General features: G+C 40.4%; 13 protein-coding genes. 12 read left to right on the top strand and 1 reads right to left on the bottom strand.

Features of this window, described 5'->3' with window-relative positions:
* The first annotated feature begins 47 nt into the window (after window positions 1-47).
* The 12 genes from EFT72_RS11450 to EFT72_RS11395 all read left to right on the top strand — a co-directional run bounded on the left by EFT72_RS11450 (window position 48) and on the right by EFT72_RS11395 (window position 14,786).
* Window positions 48-509: a hypothetical protein gene (locus tag EFT72_RS11450; RefSeq protein WP_124067052.1), complete on the top strand. Its 462-nt coding sequence runs from the start codon at window positions 48-50 to the stop codon at window positions 507-509.
* Between the two features lie 54 nt (window positions 510-563).
* Window positions 564-1,343: a lysophospholipid acyltransferase family protein gene (locus tag EFT72_RS11445; RefSeq protein WP_124067051.1), complete on the top strand. Its 780-nt coding sequence runs from the start codon at window positions 564-566 to the stop codon at window positions 1,341-1,343.
* A 7-nt stretch (window positions 1,344-1,350) separates the two neighbouring features.
* A complete protein-coding gene (locus EFT72_RS11440; RefSeq protein WP_124067050.1) occupies window positions 1,351-2,487 on the top strand; it encodes a bifunctional chorismate mutase/prephenate dehydratase in 1,137 nt (378 codons plus the stop codon).
* Between the two features lie 60 nt (window positions 2,488-2,547).
* The gene (locus EFT72_RS11435; RefSeq protein ID WP_124067049.1) at window positions 2,548-3,831 is read left to right on the top strand and encodes an ATP-binding protein; all 1,284 of its coding nucleotides are present in this window, start codon (window positions 2,548-2,550) and stop codon (window positions 3,829-3,831) included.
* A 94-nt stretch (window positions 3,832-3,925) separates the two neighbouring features.
* Entirely contained in the window at window positions 3,926-5,494 is a 1,569-nt protein-coding gene (locus EFT72_RS11430) for an exopolyphosphatase (protein ID WP_124067048.1), read from the top strand.
* Window positions 5,494-7,623, top strand: coding sequence for an RNA degradosome polyphosphate kinase (locus EFT72_RS11425; protein ID WP_124067047.1), 2,130 nt, complete (start codon window positions 5,494-5,496; stop codon window positions 7,621-7,623). Before EFT72_RS11430 ends, EFT72_RS11425 begins: the two co-directional genes overlap by 1 nt.
* A 154-nt stretch (window positions 7,624-7,777) precedes the next feature.
* A complete protein-coding gene (locus tag EFT72_RS11420) occupies window positions 7,778-8,485 on the top strand; it encodes a response regulator transcription factor (protein WP_124067046.1) in 708 nt (235 codons plus the stop codon).
* The gene (locus EFT72_RS11415; RefSeq protein WP_124067045.1) at window positions 8,475-9,611 is read left to right on the top strand and encodes a HAMP domain-containing sensor histidine kinase; all 1,137 of its coding nucleotides are present in this window, start codon (window positions 8,475-8,477) and stop codon (window positions 9,609-9,611) included. The genes EFT72_RS11420 and EFT72_RS11415 overlap by 11 nt, the downstream gene beginning before the upstream one ends.
* 3 nt (window positions 9,612-9,614) lie before the next feature.
* Entirely contained in the window at window positions 9,615-12,083 is a 2,469-nt protein-coding gene (locus EFT72_RS11410) for a hypothetical protein (protein WP_243109998.1), read from the top strand.
* Entirely contained in the window at window positions 12,083-13,045 is a 963-nt protein-coding gene (locus EFT72_RS11405) for an ABC transporter ATP-binding protein (RefSeq protein ID WP_124067044.1), read from the top strand. The genes EFT72_RS11410 and EFT72_RS11405 overlap by 1 nt, the downstream gene beginning before the upstream one ends.
* The gene (locus EFT72_RS11400; RefSeq protein WP_124067043.1) at window positions 13,023-13,937 is read left to right on the top strand and encodes an ABC transporter permease subunit; all 915 of its coding nucleotides are present in this window, start codon (window positions 13,023-13,025) and stop codon (window positions 13,935-13,937) included. Before EFT72_RS11405 ends, EFT72_RS11400 begins: the two co-directional genes overlap by 23 nt.
* A 12-nt stretch (window positions 13,938-13,949) precedes the next feature.
* On the top strand, window positions 13,950-14,786 hold the full coding sequence (locus EFT72_RS11395) for a deoxyribonuclease IV (RefSeq protein WP_124067042.1): 837 nt from the start codon (window positions 13,950-13,952) through the stop codon (window positions 14,784-14,786).
* Here the strand turns inward: EFT72_RS11395 and sfsA are convergent, their stop codons facing one another.
* The gene (sfsA, locus tag EFT72_RS11390; RefSeq protein WP_124067041.1) at window positions 14,787-15,554 is read right to left on the bottom strand and encodes a DNA/RNA nuclease SfsA; all 768 of its coding nucleotides are present in this window, start codon (window positions 15,552-15,554) and stop codon (window positions 14,787-14,789) included. It abuts the gene before it with no gap.
* Window positions 15,555-15,592 lie beyond the last annotated feature (38 nt).

Below are 15,592 nucleotides of genomic sequence, written 5' to 3'. Positions count from 1 at the left end.
TACTAGGAAGAACATAATCTAACCCGATCCGGTGCATAATAAAGTTTATGAAGATACTATCACAATTAAACTTAAAACAACTTCCCCTTAACTTTTGTAAATGTGGGGTTGCAGGGTGGTGTTTGGAGGTTATTTTTACATCGATGGACTCTATCTTGCATAATGATTGGAGACTTATGGGACAGACTTCCCTTCTTATGTTTCCGATTTACGGCTGTGGAGCTTTGTTAGGCCCCATTGGTTTTCTGATTGACCGTTGGGTCAATCCTGGGAAAAAATCAGCGGCAAAAAGAGCAGAACTTACCATTCGCCATGGGTTTCTTTACATGGTATTAATCTTTGTCGTTGAGTATTTCGCCGGTACCCTGTTGCGGGGAAACGGCATATGCCCTTGGGATTATACGGGACGAAGCACCAACATTGACGGATTAATCCGTCTGGATTTTGCTCCGCTGTGGTTTGCTACAGGACTATTGTTTGAACAAATAACAAAAAAGAAAGCGAGGTAGTATTGTAATTAAAGTCTCCTTTTTATATAATAGGTAAAACGGAGGATGAAACCAATGATACGTATAATACTTGTAGCAGCAACAATCATTCTATTTTTAATATTGAGTGTTCCAATTCTGATAATTGAATGGTTCCTGGGAAGAAAAAACCCCCAACTGCGTAATGAGCAGAGCATTTCTATCGTTCGCCGGGTTTTTCGGTTTATTTTAATGCTTTCTGGAGTTACCATTACAGTTAAGGGAGAAGAAAACATACCAAAAGACCGTGCGGTTCTTTATGTAGGGAATCACAGAAGCTATTTTGATATTCTGGTGGGTTATGTGACAGTGCCTGGACTGGTGGGTTTTGTAGCAAAAAAGGAGATGGAGAAAATCCCGTTATTAGCATCCTGGATGAAGAATGTTAACTGTCTGTTTCTAGACAGGAAGAACTTAAAAGAGGGATTAAAGACCATTCTTTTAGGAATCGAACAGGTAAAATCAGGAATTTCCGTCTGGATTTTTCCAGAAGGGACAAGGAATCGGGAGGAAGATTTAGGGAAACTTCTTGATTTTAAAGAAGGAAGTCTAAAGATAGCAGAGAAAAGCCGTTGCCCGGTGGTTCCTGTTGCGATGTCAGGGACGGCAGAGGTGTTAGAAAAGCATATTCCCTTCATTCGGCCATCTCATGTTATCATTGAATTTGGCAAGCCATTTCTCATTAAAGAGTTGGAACCGGAAGTTAAGAAATTTCCAGGAGCCTATACAAGCAGTGTAATCATAAACATGCTGAACGCACAGCAAAGAGATAACAGCGTTCCAACGAATCGTACAACCGAAGAAAAAAAGGAATGATAAACATATGAAGAATTTAGACTTGCAGGAAATTAGGAACCAGCTCGATGTCATTGATCGGAAGATCGTAGCACTATTTGAAAAGCGGATGGAATTAAGCGGTGAGGTAGCGGCTTATAAGATTGATACTGGAAAACCAGTTTATGATAGAGAAAGAGAACGACAGAAAATCGATTCTGTCACACAGTTAACAGGAGGCGAATTTCAAAAGAAAGCGGTTCAGGAATTGTTCACGCAGATGATGGCCATCAGCCGTCATCTCCAGTACAAGCAGATGGCAGAACACGGGGTTGTGGTAGAGAACAACTTTAAGCCTGTAAAAAGTATTCCAGTATCGGATGTACGAGTGGTTTATCAGGGAGTGGAAGGTGCTTACAGCCATGGAGCAGCACTTCAGTACTTTGGGCAGGAGGCGGACCTTTATCACGTGGTTACCTTTGAAGATGCCATGAAAGAGGTAGCAGATGGGAACGCGGACTATGCCGTTATTCCCATTGAGAATTCAACTGCGGGAACCGTAAGTGACAATTATGATCTTTTGATGAAATATCATAATACCATCGTGGGTGAGACTTTCTTGACAGTCAATCATGCGCTATTGGGACTTCCAGATGCGAAACTAGAAGAGATCCAAACTGTTTTTTCCCATCCCCAGGCATTGATGCAGTGTTCGGAGTTTTTAAATGCTAATCGGAAGTGGAAACAGATCAGTGTCGAGAATACCGCAGTCGCAGCGAAAAAATTGATTGAGGATGGCAATCCGTCGCAAGCAGCCGTATCCAGTGAAATTGCAGGAGAACTATACGGTTTAAAGATATTAAAATCATCCATCAGCCACAACAAAGAAAATACCACACGTTTTCTTATTCTATCCAAAGATCCAGTTTACAAAGAGGATGCAAAAAAACTAAGCATTAGCTTTGAAACACCTCATGAAATCGGATCCCTTTATAACATGCTCAGTAACATAATTTATAATGGAATCAGTATGGTTATGATTGAATCTAGACCGATACCAGGAAGAAATTGGGAATACCGTTTCTTTATAGATGTGGAAGGCAATTTAGGCGATGCCTCCATCCAGAATGCGTTAAAGGGTATCTATGAGGAAGGAAATAATTTTAGAATATTAGGAAATTATTAAGATAGCAAAAAGTCCGGACTGATTGCCAGTCCGGCTTTTAAAGAATCAGGGGAGGTTATTATGAAATCTCAGGAATTGATCCTGTACCGTAATTTAAAATACAAAACTTTATTTGATCAGATGACAGACTTATTACTGGAAACAGATAAAAATAAAAGAACAATGTCAGATGCCTTTGCCTGCGCAGGCCAGCTCATTGAACTGGCAGATGCCTATGGATTTGAGGGGAATCTCTGGCATTGTTTTTTAACATACTGCCTGACAGAGAACGAAAACCCTTACAGCACCTCTTGCGAGATCAAAGGTGCAGATCCTGGCACCTTAAAACAGCTGGCATTTCATGATCTAAAGAAAATGAAAGAGCTGTTTGAGTTAGATATTCGGATTTTGGATGAGGCAGATGAGGGAGTCTTTGCCTCAATTTGTGAGTATCAAAGCGGAAACTCAATGGGTAAATTCTATCACAAACAAATCCGAGATGAGATTATATCACTGGCAAAGGCTTTAAAAGATACTTCCGGTCTCAATGAATTTGCCGAAAAAATAACCGAATTTTATGGCAGGTTTGGGGTGGGTAATTATGGACTAAATAAAGCATTCCGGTTAGAAGAATCAGGAGATGGATTTGCAATTCTTCCGGTTACAAATGTGGAGTCCATTCGAATGGACGACATCATTGGGTATCAGCTTCAAAAGAAAAAACTCATTGAGAATACCGAAGCATTTCTAGATGGGAAGGCTGCCAATAATGTATTGCTATTTGGGGATAGTGGAACTGGAAAATCTTCAAGCATCAAAGCAATATTAAATGAATATTATGACAGAGGACTGCGGATGATTGAAGTGTATAAGCATCAATTTCCATATTTAACGAAAATTCAGGAACAGATCAAAGACAGGAATTATAAGTTTATCATTTACATGGATGATTTATCGTTTGAAGATACAGAGGTCGAATATAAGTATTTAAAAGCAATCATTGAAGGCGGACTTGGGAAGAAGCCGGAGAATGTTTTGATTTATGCCACCTCAAACCGCCGTCATCTAATACGAGAAACCTTTCAGGATAAACGGCAGTTAGATGAGGAATTACATACCAATGACACGGTTCAGGAGAAACTTTCATTGGCGGCCCGCTTTGGTGTTACGGTTTATTATGGCTCCCCAGACAAGTCTCAGTTTAAAGAGATTGTTAAAAAACTTGCAGAGCGGTATCAGATTTCCATGCCCTTAGAACAGCTATATGCAGAGGCAAATATGTGGGAATTAAGCCATGGGGGCTTATCGGGACGAACAGCAAATCAATTCATTGTCCATTTGCTGGGGAAAATGGTAGAAATTTAGGGGATTTTGCAAATTTTACAAAGATTTGACACAAAGAGAGAAAAGATAGAGTAAAATATAAAAAAAGCCCATAGGGGCGGTAAGGAGGACAAGTATGGCAATCAAAATATTTGCGGCCATCGACGTAGGATCCTTTGAGCTTGAACTAGGCATCTATGAGATCTCTGGGAAAAATGGAATCTGCAAGATTGATCATGTCCGTCATGTCATTGCACTGGGTAGGGATACCTATAAAAACGGGAAAATAAGCTATCAATTGGTGGATGAAATGTGTCGCGTCATTAAGGATTTTGAATCCATTATGCAGACCTATAAAATTATCGGTTACCGGGCTTATGCCACCAGTGCGTTACGGGAAGCCAGAAACAGTCAGATTGTTCTGGATCAGATCCGGGTCAGAACTGGGATTGAAGTTCAGATTATCAGCAATTCAGAACAGCGTTTTATCAGTTACAAAGCAATTGCATCAAAAGATACAGAATTTAATAAAATCATCCAAAAAGGGACTGCCATAGTAGATGTAGGTTTTGGCAGCATGCAAGTCTCTCTCTTTGATAAGGACGCTCTGGTTTCCACCCATAATCTGATGCTTGGAGTGCTGCGGATTCGTGAAATGATCGGAGAGGTACAAGCAAATATCCAGATGCAGAATACCCTGATTGAGGAGATGGTAGATAACGAACTGGATACCTTTCGAAAGGTATACTTAAAAGATAGGGAGATTAAGCACTTAATCGGAATTGGAGAAAGTATATTATATCTATCAAGGGAAATCAATAGCGGGAAATCAGTGGAATGGATAACGAAGCAGGATTTTACCACATTTTACGATAAGATCAAGTTTTTGTCTCTGGATCAAATTCAGGACCGGTTTGGAGTGAATGCCGAATATGCAGCTTTATTAGTTCCTGCAGCAATTATTTATAAAAGAGTGTTAAAACTCATGGGGGCCGAGATGTTTTGGATTCCCGGGATCAGACTTTGTGACAGCATTGCTGCCGAATATGCGGAAGAAACCAAGGCCATTAAATTTCATCATGATTTTTCCGAGGATATCCTTGCAGCTTCCAGAAATATGGCAAAAAGATATAAATGCCATGGACCTCATACGACCTGTATGGAAGAATTTTCTTTGAGTATTTTTGACAGTATGAAAAAATACCATGGCATGGGAAAAAGGGAACGTCTGCTTTTACAGATTGCCGCCATTTTACATGCATGCGGAAAATATATTACCATGAGAAAACCAAGTGAATCGGCGTATCATATCATTATGTCTACAGAAATCATTGGATTGTCCCATATGGAACGAGAGATCGTTGCCAATATCGTACGATACAATGGCGTTGAATTTGATTATAACCAGGTCCATTTAAATGATGAATTGTTTCGGAATACGAAAGGGGAACTTCCCCATGAGGATATTACAATCCTGATGGCAAAATTGACTGCTATTTTAAGACTTGCTAATTCCATGGACAGGAGCCACAAACAGAAGCTAATTGGAAGCCGCATGATGATAAAAAACAATCAGCTAAACGTGACCACCCATTACGAGGGTGATATTACACTAGAAGCGGTTGCTTTTCGACAGAAAGCAGATTTTTTCGAAGAAATATTTGGAATCAGACCTGTATTAAAACAGAAAAGGAGGTTATCCTGATGGCAGATGTAAATGAAATATATCACAATCCTAAGAATTTTGTAAATAGGGAATTGAGTTGGATTGAGTTCGATTACCGGGTTTTAAGTGAGGCAAGAGATAAAAGTCTGCCTCTATTTGAACGGTTGAAATTTTTAAGTATCACCGCTTCCAATCTGGATGAATTCTATATGGTACGTGTGGCTTCGTTAAAAGATATGGTTCATGCGAATTATACAAAGCCTGATATAGCCGGTTTAAAACCATCGGAACAGCTTTTAAAGATCAGTGAGAAAACCCACAATCTGGTGGCACTTCAGTATTCTACCTACAATCGGTCATTGCTTCCTGCTCTCAAATTAAATGGGCTTCACGTTATTTTAAAACACGAAGATCTCACGGAAGAGGAGCAAGTGTATGCAGACCATTATTTTGAACAGAATATCTATCCCGTCTTAACACCAATGGCGGTGGATTCTTCCAGACCATTTCCCTTAATTCGAAACAAATCTTTAAACATTGCTGCCCTTTTAAAGAAGAAAAACGGGGAAGAGGAATTGGAATTTGCCATGGTTCAAGTTCCCAGTGTTCTTCCGAGGATAGTAGAAATCCCAAATAAACAAAACGATGTTCGATCCTTGATCTTGCTGGAACAAATCATTGAACGAAACATGGAAAAGCTGTTTCTTAATTATAATGTAATGTCTGCCCATCCATTTCGAGTGATGAGAAATGCAGACCTTACCATTGATGAAGAAGAGGCAGTGGATTTGTTGGAGGAGATTGAAAAACAGTTGAAAAAACGCCAATGGGGAGAGGCAATTCGACTGGAAGTAGAAGAAAAGATGGACAAAAAACTGTTAAAGACCTTAAAACGGGAACTGAGTATTGGTACCACGGATATTTTTGAGATCGCGGGCCCGCTTGATTTGACCTTTCTCATGAAGATGTATGGCGTGAAAGGCTTTGAACATCTAAAAGCAGCACCTTATTCTCCCAAACAGGTTCCGGAATTAATGAATGAAGATGATATTTTTACCAATATCAGAAACGGAGATATCCTGCTTCATCACCCATACCAGACATTTGATCCTGTGGTAGATTTTATCAAATCAGCAGCCAAAGACCCAGAAGTACTGGCTATTAAGCAGACCCTTTACCGGGTCAGTGGAAACTCTCCCATCATAGCAGCCTTATTAGAAGCTGCAGATAATCGGAAACAGGTTTCTGTCCTGGTGGAACTAAAAGCACGCTTTGATGAGGAAAACAACATAAACTGGGCCAAAAAGCTGGAAAAAGCTGGCTGTCATGTAATCTATGGATTGGTGGGGTTAAAAACCCACAGTAAGATTACTCTTGTGGTACGTCGGGAACAAGATGGAATCCGCCGGTATGTCCATTTGGGAACAGGAAACTACAATGATTCCACTGCAAAGCTGTACACAGATTTTGGTCTTATGACCTGCAACCCTCAGATTGGAGAAGATGCAACTGCAGTCTTTAATATGTTATCTGGTTATTCCGAACCGCTCCACTGGAATAAACTGATTATGGCCCCCATTTGGCTGCGCACAAGATTTTTAAAGATGATTCGCAGGGAAGTAAAGAATGCAAAAGCCAATAAGCCGGCTCACATCATAGCAAAGATGAATTCTTTGTGTGACAAAGAGATCATAGCGGCACTTTACGAAGCCTCCTGTGAAGGGGTAACCATTCAGCTGATTGTGCGTGGGATTTGTTCCCTAAAGGCCGGCGAACCTGGGTTAAGTGAGCGAATCACCGTTCGTTCTATTGTTGGTAATTTCTTAGAACATGCCAGAATCTTTTATTTTGAGAATGATGGAAGTCCAGAAGTCTATCTTGGAAGTGCCGATTGGATGCCGAGAAATCTAGACAAACGGGTGGAGATTATGTTCCCTGTGGAAGAGGAACGGTTGAAAGAGAAAATTCTTCATGTTCTAATGGTTCAGTTAGATGATAATGTAAAGTCTCATGTGTTACAACCGGATGGGACCTATGAAAAACCAGATAAGAGAGGAAGAGCTTTGGTTAACTGTCAGGAAACATTTTGTGAAGAGGCCGCCAAAGAAGCCAGTGGCATGATTGAAAAATGGGATCCATCTGCCAACCGAACTTTTATTCCCACGTAAAAGGAAAGGCAATCACTGGCAAAAGATTCCCAATTTCTAGTTTTTTTGTAAGAAAATAGTAAAGCAAAGATACCTTTCTTGTGGTAAAATGAATGCAGGCTTCCCTCTAAAATGGGGGGGACTGCTTACATAACGACAAGGGAGGTATTTTTTCATGTCCGAAACGATTAACATTCTGGTTGTGGATGACGAGAAGGAGATCGCAGATCTGGTAGAAATTTATCTGGTTAGTGATGGATATAAAGTATATAAAGCGAATAACGCAGAAGAAGGGTTGGAGGTTCTTTTACATAACAAGATTCAGCTGGTGCTTTTGGATATTATGATGCCTGGTATGGATGGGCTTACCATGTGCAAAAAGATAAGAGAGAACAACAACATTCCTATTATCATGCTCAGTGCCAAATCATCTGATTTAGATAAGATTTTGGGACTTGGAACCGGTGCAGATGATTATGTGACAAAACCCTTTAATCCTCTGGAGCTGACTGCACGGGTCAAGTCCCAGCTAAGGCGTTATACCCAGTTAAATCCAAACAGTGCGGTCAATGATGCCGCAAAGAATGAGATAGCGATTCGGGGACTTACAATTAATAAGGATAATCATAAAGTGACTGTTTATGAAGAAGAGGTCAAACTGACCCCCATAGAATTTGACATCCTACATCTGTTAGCGTCCAATCCAGGAAGAGTGTTTAGCACCGATGAGATATTTGAAAAAGTGTGGAATGAGAAAGTCTATGAAGCGAATAATACGGTAATGGTACATATTAGACGTCTGCGCGGTAAGATGAAAGAAGACACCAGACAGAACAAAATTATCGCAACTGTTTGGGGGGTAGGATACAAAATTGAAAAATGATATTAATCACCGTTATCACACACGGGTAATTGCGAATATCTTTTACAGTGCAGTGGTTACTGTGTTAATTGAGATATTTCTAGTGACCAATCTCTCTTTGGTTGCCTCTTACATGAGAAACACGCAGAGGGACAATGCATTTTTGGAATTGCTTACCTCATTTGATGTAGTCGTGATTCTCATCTATGTAATATTCGGTATTGGTGTGTTCACCATCACATTTCTCCTTCTTCAGGAAAAATCCATGCAATACATTGGTAAGATTTCGGATGCCATGCAAAGCATCTCGGAAGGAGATTTAAACGTTACGGTGGATATCGACGGAGATGATGAATTCTCAGTGATGGCTGCCAGTTTAAATAAGATGGTCGGGGATTTAAAAGATCTAATTGATAAGGAACGGGAGGCGGAGCGGACCAAGAATGAGCTAATTACCAATATAGCCCATGATTTAAGAACTCCCCTCACCTCAATTATAGGTTACTTGGAGATTCTGTCTGGAGATGTAAAGGTAGATTCGGATATGCAGAAAAAATACATAGAGATTGCCTACATAAAGACAAAGCGTCTGGAAAAACTGATCGAGGATCTTTTTGGATTTACAAAGCTTAATTACGGAAAGATAACCATGAATATATCAAGAGTGGATGTGGTCAAACTGCTGAGCCAGCTGTTAGAAGAATTCTACCCTAGCTTTGTAGAGAAAAACCTTTCCTATGAACTTCAAAGCAATGTACCGGTGAAGGTGGTAACAGCTGATGGCAATCTTCTTGCCCGATTGTTTGATAATCTGATCAACAACGCCATAAAATATGGGGCCGATGGAAAACGAGTTCTTGTAAAAATTAATGAAGAGGATGAACTGATATCCGTTCAAGTGATCAATTATGGTTATGTAATTCCGGCAGACGAACTGCCTCTTATTTTTAATAAGTTTTACCGGGTTGAGCAGTCTAGATCGACCAATACAGGTGGAACAGGATTAGGGCTTGCGATTGCCAAAAATATTGTGGATATGCACGGAGGTACCATTATGGTGAACAGTGATTTGTCCGGGACGGTATTTACGGTAAAATTAAAAGTGGATTTTGATGTAAACAAAGAGAACTTTGGAAAGATAGGGTGACAGATGATGAAATTCAGACAGATATCCCTGATTTGCGCCTTGGCGGTTATACTGGCAGGCAGCTTTCGGCTGCCTGTTTTCGGTATGCAGGAGAATGAGACGTTTGCATATGATTCTTATGTAAATGATTCTCTGAAACTATCCATGGATGTTTCCTGCGGCTATCAAGATAATGCAAAAGTAGGACGTTATATACCGGTGAAGTATTCCATAAAGAGCCAGTCAAACGTTCCCTTTTCTGGTACAATAAGAGTAGAAACCATGGAATCCGATTATGATATCTACCAGTACGATTATAAAGTATCAGTGGATGCGATGGGAGACCTAGAAAAAACTCTGGATATTCCGGTTGGAAGAGCAGACGTTTTGTACGTGAAATTACTGGATGAGCAGGGAACAGAATTAATTAGTAAACGATTAAAAATGAACGTCAAAGACGACATTGCTCAGCTTTTTGTGGGTGTGTTAACCGATCATCCTGACAAGCTGTTCTATTTGAATGGAGTGGGGGTCAATTACAGTTCGGTAGAGATTAAGACCTTTGACATGAGCGCAGAAGAGCTAACGGATCATGTAATTGGATTAAGCCTTCTTGATGTAATTGTTATTTCAGATTACGACACCAAAAAGCTTTCAAAAGATCAAATCAATGCCATATGGGAATGGGTTAAAGAAGGAGGCACACTTTTAATTGGAACAGGTGCTCGTGCAGATGATACCTTATTTGCGTTCCGGAAAGAACTTCTTTCTAAGGAGTATAATACGCCCGAAAAACGGGCAGTGGATATGGGGGTAGAGTATGCCACCAATGGTCCGGGAGATTCTTTTCTGGATTTGGTTTGTGCAGATGTTTCCATAAAAGGCGGAACAGATGTATTGTCCAATGACCAGTTTTCGGTTTTAACCTCCGTGACGAAAGGAAAAGGAAATGTTGGGGTAGCCGCTTACGATTTTGTAGACATTGCTTCTTTCTGCAAAGACCAGCGGTCCTATGTAGATAAATTATTTACTGCACTTTTGGGGGAAGGAAAGTTAAACAATCTTTCATCCTATCTTTACAGTGGCAATAACGGTCAGTACTGGTCGGTTCAGAATATGTTAAATACCGGAGATGTGGATAAATTACCGGATATATTCTTTTATTCTGTGGTTATTATTGCATATATTTTGCTTGTAGGCCCAGGTCTGTACCTGATTTTAAAACGGAAGGAACAAAGACAGTATTACCGGACTGGAGTCGTGGCTGTCTCCCTTGTATTTACTGCAGTGGTTTATTTAATGGGGGTAGGAACCCGATTCAAAGACACCTTTTTTACTTACGCAACCATACTGGATACCAAAGATACTTACGTGGATGAATATACCTATCTTAACATGAGAACACCCTATAACAAAACTTACCATATCTCCCTAGATCCATCCTATAACCTTCTTCCCATCACAAGGAGCAATCTTTATGGTCAGACGGTGGTTCCTAGATTTACAGGGACGGAAGATGCAAAGGTTAAGATTCGTTACGAAAAAGAGAGAACCAATGTATCGGTTCAAAACACGGTGGCATTTACACCTAAATATTATTCTTTAAGGAGACGTATTTCCAATCCGGATCACAAAGGTCTTTTGGGCAGCATCACTTTGTTTGAGGGAAAGGCATATGGTACGATTACCAATCAGTACCCATTTCCGGTGGAGAAAGTAGGCGTTTTAATGTATGGGAAAATGGTGGTCATAGATGAATTAAGACCAGGTGAAGTCAAGAAGCTTGATGAACTTCCCGTCATAAATTATCCCATCAACAGTTCCCTTCAAGTGGCGGCAAGAGTAACTGGTGGCTATCTATATCCACAGGCAGATATTGAAGACCCTGCATATATGCTGGCGTTATCAAGAACCAATATCTTGAGTTTCTATCTGGATAAATACTCCTCGTTTTATAATCAGGAGGCCAGAATTGTGGCATTTAGTAAGGATCAAAATGAAAGACAGTTTCTAAAAAACGGCAATTATGAGACCTATGGAATGTCCATGTTTACCTCTACCGTAGATGTTAAGATGAAAAAGAAGGGACTTACTTCCCGTTCTGCACTAATGAAGGCTCCCAATGTGGTCAGTGGACAGTTTTATTCCGAGACCAATTCCATATATGGAGTGGATCCGGTTGCACTTGAGTATTATCTAGGGAATGATTTAAGTGTGGAGAAACTGACCTTTGAGAACCCTTCCGCTGACTTTTTAAAAAGCGATGCCAATCATTACACAACCATCTTTAAGGGAAAGATATATTTCTATAATCACAATACAGGGAATTATGATAATATGAAGGACAAAAAAACGGTATACTATGAAAGGGAACTAGCACCCTATCTATCACCAGGCAATACGTTGACTGTGAAATATGTATGCGAAGATACCAGTGAGAATAATTGGTATGTGACGCTCCCCATGCTGACAGTCGTAGGGAGGGATAAATAATGCTGGAGATGAAAGAATTGAGAAAAAAATATGGTAAATTTCATGCCTTAAATGGTTTGGATTTACACATTCCAAAGGGTTCCCTCTTTGGTTTTGTAGGACCCAACGGTGCAGGAAAGACGACAACCATTAAAATCATAACAGGACTTTTATATGCGGATTCCGGTCAGGTTAAAATTGATGGAGTCGATGTGACGAGGGGAACAAACAAGTTAAAGGAAAAAATCGGTTATGTGCCAGATTTTTTTGGGGTTTACGATAACTTAAAAGTCAATGAATATATGGAGTTTTTCTCCTCTTGTTATGGGATCACTGGATTAAAGGCACGGACCCGTTATATGACTCTTTTGGAGCAGGTGGGGTTGGAAGATAAAATTAATTTTTATGTAGATAGTCTATCAAGAGGGATGAAACAAAGGCTATGCTTGGCTAGAGCCTTAATCCATGATCCACTCATATTGGTATTAGATGAGCCAGCTTCGGGTCTGGATCCTAGAACACGGTTTGAATTAAAAGAAATACTAAAAGAATTACAGGAACAGGGAAAAACCATAATCATTAGTTCCCATGTACTTTCTGAGCTTTCTGAGCTCTGTACAGACATGGGGATCATTGATCAGGGAAAGATGGTATTATGTGGAAATATGGAAGAAATTTTACGCCGTGTAAATGCAACCAATCCTCTGATTATTTCCGTTCTTGGCAGCAAGGAAAAGGCACTTGCTATCTTAAAAAGTCAGGCATGTGTTCAGACCATTGCAGTAAAGGATGGGGACATTCGAGTTAATTTTATCGGCGACGATCAAGATGAGGCACTTCTTTTACAGCAGTTAATAGATGCAGAGGTATTGGTTCACGGATTTTTTAGAGAACAAGGGAATTTAGAGTCTTTGTTTATGCAGATCACAGATCATGAGAAAGAAAAGGCGGTGTTGGTACATGAAGATAAATCCAGTCTATAAAATGGAAACGAAAGTTAGTTCAAGAAGCTTTCGACTTGCACTGACCCTTGTTTTTTTTAATGCTATTTTAGCCCTGGTGACTTTGCTAAATATGTATTCCGTGGTAGAACGAGTAAAATTAACGGCTGACATTCAGTATTCCTCCTTTACAAACTTATATACCTTTGTAGCAGTTGTGGAATTTGTTATGCTGATGTTTATTATGCCAGCACTCACATCTGGAAGTATTAGTGGTGAGAGGGAACGCCAGACCCTCGATCTTTTACTAACAACGACGATGAAGCCCAGAGAAATCATTGTGGGAAAACTGTCATCTTCTTTTGCCACGATGTTTTTGCTTATTGTATCTAGCTTTCCTCTGCTGGCAGTTTCCTTTGTTTATGGTGGCGTGATGATTTACGATGTCTTTTTGCTTCTTTTGTGTTATCTGGCTGTAGCGCTTCTCTGTGGGAGCATGGGAATCTTTTTTTCCTCTCTGTTTCAGCGATCAACCATAGCAACGGTTGTCAGTTATGGGGTTTTAATATTGATTGCAGCAGGAACCTATGCGGTCAATGTATTTATGTTATCCATGGCCAAAATGAATATGGATAGTGCCCTTGTTTCCTCCTTTCAAGGCGTGGCGGATCAGGCCAGTTCTGGTCCCAGTCTGTATCTGCTTCTGTTAAATCCAGTGGCAACTTTTTATGTAATGATTAGCACGCAGACAGGAGATAATAAAGTGGTGACCAGTTTAAACAACTGGTTTGGACCTCATCCGGGAAATTTTATTATGGAAAATTGGGTACTATTAAGTATTATAATTCAACTTATACTTGCAGCACTTTTCCTGGCTGCAGCCATTATAGTGATCCATCCCAGCCGGGGAAAAAGGATGAGAAATAAAAAATAACAGGAGGTGTTTATGCTTACAATTGGGTGCCATTTATCCTGTGCCAAAGGCTTCCTTGCCATGGGGAAAGAAGCAGTAACGATCGATGCCAATACGTTTCAGTACTTTACAAGGAATCCACGAGGAACAAAGGCAAAAGCCATGGATCTGGATGATATTAATCGATTTCGTTCATTTGCTGAGGAACATGGAATCAGTCGAATTCTTGGACATGCTCCCTATACATTAAATGCCTGTTCTGCCGATGAAGGACTTCGAAAACTGGCAAGAGATACCGTAAAGGATGATCTGTTGCGTATGGAATATTTGCCGGGAAACAGCTATAATTTTCATCCAGGAAACCATGTCGGACAGGGAATAGAAGTAGGAATAGAGTATATTTCTCAGATGCTGAATGAAATCTTGAATCCAGATTTAAACACGACCGTTTTGTTAGAAACCATGTCTGGAAAGGGGAGTGAGGTGGGAAGAGATTTTTTTGAGTTAAGAGAAATCCTTGACCGGGTAAAACAAGAGGATCGGATGGGAGTCTGTCTGGATACCTGCCATATCTGGGATGCAGGATATGACATAAAAGAGGATCTTGATGGAGTGCTTCATCAATTTGATCAGAGGATCGGACTTTCTAAATTAAAAGCAATTCATTTAAATGATAGTTTGAATCCTCTGGGATCAAGGAAAGACCGCCATGCTAAAATTGGTGAGGGATTGATTGGATTTGAGGCGTTAAAGCGTGTTGTCAATCATGAAGCACTTAAGGATCTTCCCATCTATTTGGAAACTCCCAATGACTCTGCAGGTCATGCAAAGGAGATCGCTATGTTGAGGAATACGGAGATCTTAAATTAGTCAAGTCAGGCTAACAGGAACCGGCTGGTCAATGGAAAGGGAATCCTTTGTAACGGTACAGTCATAGGCAAGAATATGAACACCAGCTTCTTTCGCTGCTTTTAATGCGGTGCCAAATTCTGGGTGGGTTATTTGGTTAGGAGTAAACGAAACCATTCCTTTCATCTGAATGACAAACAAGAGATAAGTCTCGTACCCTTCCTTCCTCGCCCGGATGAGTTCCATGATGTGTTTGACACCTCGTATTGTGGGGGCATCTGGAAACATGGCAACATTTTGTTCCTCTAAGGTAACTCCCTTTACCTCCATGAATGCAGGGATTGCTGCCAATGCTCCTTCCTGGTTTTTGCTTACAATCTGAAAAGCCAGATCAAACCGGGACTGATCATAGGAGACTTCCCGTCTGATTTTGGAAAGGGATAAGAATTGCTGTGGTTTGAGAAGCTTTGTTGAATTCGATGAAAGCCATTCAAAGGCCACTTGGTTGGGCGCCTGAGAATCCATATTAATAAGTAACCGGTCCTTGTCTCTTTCTTTCCAAACACCGATTAGGGAATAGTCTGTTTTTCTCCCAAGGACAGAAGCCTCCGGATGAAACGTAAGGATTACCTCTACCCCGGGAATCAAAAGCTCCCGACACCGTCCAGTATTTTTAACGTGACAGATTACCATTTTCTCTTTTTTGTTATCCGCTAAGATCCGCACGTGTGCAATAAAACGGTTGGGACGGCTTATGAAAATACCAGTTATCACATTGCTATAGTTCAATCTAAACACGCTCCTTTTTTGTATCGATACCCGTATTT

Source organism: Clostridium sp. E02 (assembly GCF_003833015.1).
In the GTDB taxonomy this organism is placed as follows: Bacteria; Bacillota; Clostridia; order Lachnospirales; family Lachnospiraceae; genus Lacrimispora.
The sequence above is the reverse complement of the archived record's forward strand: the minus strand, read 5'-3'. Positions and strand labels throughout refer to the sequence as shown.

Coding starts and splice junctions, on each gene's coding strand:
- EFT72_RS11410 (WP_243109998.1), top strand. CDS start 9,615: ATGATGAAATTCAGACAGATATCCCTGATTTGCGCCTTGGCGGTTATA.
- EFT72_RS11420 (WP_124067046.1), top strand. CDS start 7,778: ATGTCCGAAACGATTAACATTCTGGTTGTGGATGACGAGAAGGAGATC.
- EFT72_RS11400 (WP_124067043.1), top strand. CDS start 13,023: ATGAAGATAAATCCAGTCTATAAAATGGAAACGAAAGTTAGTTCAAGA.
- EFT72_RS11430 (WP_124067048.1), top strand. CDS start 3,926: ATGGCAATCAAAATATTTGCGGCCATCGACGTAGGATCCTTTGAGCTT.
- EFT72_RS11450 (WP_124067052.1), top strand. CDS start 48: ATGAAGATACTATCACAATTAAACTTAAAACAACTTCCCCTTAACTTT.
- EFT72_RS11445 (WP_124067051.1), top strand. CDS start 564: ATGATACGTATAATACTTGTAGCAGCAACAATCATTCTATTTTTAATA.
- EFT72_RS11405 (WP_124067044.1), top strand. CDS start 12,083: ATGCTGGAGATGAAAGAATTGAGAAAAAAATATGGTAAATTTCATGCC.
- EFT72_RS11395 (WP_124067042.1), top strand. CDS start 13,950: ATGCTTACAATTGGGTGCCATTTATCCTGTGCCAAAGGCTTCCTTGCC.
- EFT72_RS11425 (WP_124067047.1), top strand. CDS start 5,494: ATGGCAGATGTAAATGAAATATATCACAATCCTAAGAATTTTGTAAAT.
- EFT72_RS11435 (WP_124067049.1), top strand. CDS start 2,548: ATGAAATCTCAGGAATTGATCCTGTACCGTAATTTAAAATACAAAACT.
- EFT72_RS11440 (WP_124067050.1), top strand. CDS start 1,351: ATGAAGAATTTAGACTTGCAGGAAATTAGGAACCAGCTCGATGTCATT.